This is a genomic window from Oleiphilus sp. HI0066, assembly GCF_001635725.1.
Genome location: NZ_LWFH01001077.1, coordinates 1 through 1,798 on the forward strand (window position 1 = coordinate 1; position 1,798 = coordinate 1,798).

Consider the following 1,798-nt stretch of genomic DNA (forward strand, 5'->3'; position numbering starts at 1 on the left):
ACCTTTGCGTTTAATGAGTTGATTTCAGAATCAGTGTTTTCTGCGCAGTGGGCTTGTTCTATATCTATGCATTGGCGCTTAAATTGGCTGATCAGAATGCTTAAGAAATTAGGATGAAGTCTTTCCTTATTTGAATGCAATGTTGTAGCGATGACTGCGATGATGCGCTCCCCATCGAGTAGAGGAAGACAGAGCATGTGCTGTGCATCGAGCAACCGGAGAATTTGTTGGTCAGCAACAAAGGCAGAGTCATCATCGATTGAGCTGAGCACTTCATTTCTCAGTGCAGATTTCGCCGCAAGACTACTGCCCTCATTTAGAGGGAAACAAAGTGGTGCTTCGTAGCTGTCTTCGATAAGAACAAGTTCGTTGTCTTCGTTCCAAAATAGTGCCGTTTGGCGAGTGCCAAGCAGTAGTGACAGAGAGTGCTGAATTTGGGTTGCGAGTTCTATTTTTGTCTTGGCTTTTGAAACAAGATCCCGAGAAATGTTTTGAAGATTTTGGTCTCTAATGGCTCGTGCTAAAGATATATGTGCTTCTTGATCATCTTGTTTGTCGAGTTGCACGCCCATGCTCTCAGCTACTTGGATAACTTCTTCATCTATTTTTCGACAGATTTCAGAGATGAGGGATGGGTTGAGTTCAAATAAGCTGTTCGTCGTTTCAACACTCTGCTGCATGCTCTGTTGCGCATCATTGCTAAGAGCGCTTGCAGTATACAATATTTTGACCAAATGCTGAGCGCCCAGAATGTCGACTGTGTTTGCGTGATGATAACGAATCGCATCGATTGCATAAGGGCTTAGCCCCCATTCGTTTGCGAGTTGTGCACCAAGTTCTGCGTGATCAATACCGAATGTACCCAACTCATGCTTTAAGCGTTTATCTTCGTCGGGCTGCTCTTCTCTCAGAGTTAAATATTCTTTGTTGAAGTTTCTTGAGAGTACGAGTTCTCCAATGTTGTGTAATAAGCCGGTCAAGTAGGCTTCTTCTGGTTTAGGGTAGCTTGTGAGTATGGCGAGAGATTTGGCGAGTAATGCGCAGCTCAAAGACCGTCGCCAGAACTCTTTTAAAAACTCATGATTTCCGTGGCTTAAACCTGAAAAAAACTGGTGGATAGACGCCGTGATTACAATCGTTCGAATGGTGTCGATGCCAAGTACTAGCAAAGCACGATCTAAAGAACGAATAGGGGTGCCGCGGTTATACAAAGTTGAATTGGCCATTGCCACAACGCGTGCAGAGATGCTCGCATCACGTGCGATGATTTCTGCAAGCGACTGAAAACTTGAATCATGGTTTTGGCAGCTATCCAATACGTCAGCCAAGATGCTAGGCAGAGTAGGTAGTTTGCTGACTTCAAGTTCTTTTAAAATGTTTTGTGAATTGACTGGCATGTTCGCAAAAAAATAGGATTTATCGCTTTTTTTTAAGCTTAGACAATATTCCTTAAAAATTAAAAGTTTGCGCGTTCTTTTTTATGTGATGCTTGAATTTTCTGGTCGTATTGTGAGCAAAGCTCGCGCGTTTTGTGGCTTGTCAATCCTTTTTATGATTCCGCAAAGCCTTTAGAATTACTGAAATACAACGATAAAAGCACAACCGATAGGCCATATTGCCTAGTTCGCGTTTGAGCTTGAAACAACGAAAAGCGAGCCCGATGAACGTCATTAACTTGAATAAGTCAAAGTCTCAAAAACCAATGCCTCGTGTTCTCGCGATTACCGGCGGTAAGGGAGGTGTTGGTAAAACAAGCGTTTCTGTAAATTTAGCCATCGCGCTCGCGAAGAATGGCTCG

The 1,798-nt window shown here is 43.3% G+C and carries 2 protein-coding genes; one reads left to right on the top strand and one right to left on the bottom strand.

Going from position 1 to position 1,798, the window contains the following annotated elements:
- Nucleotides 1–1,397, bottom strand: a 1,397-nt coding sequence (locus tag A3738_RS13440) for an HDOD domain-containing protein (protein ID WP_156504251.1), incomplete at its 3' end; no start/stop codon positions are given.
- Nucleotides 1,398–1,702: 305 nt separating this feature from the next.
- On the opposite strand from A3738_RS13440, the gene A3738_RS29385 reads away from it, so the two are divergent.
- Nucleotides 1,703–1,798 (top strand): P-loop NTPase (locus A3738_RS29385; protein ID WP_369819802.1); only part of this gene is annotated, 96 nt, incomplete at its 3' end.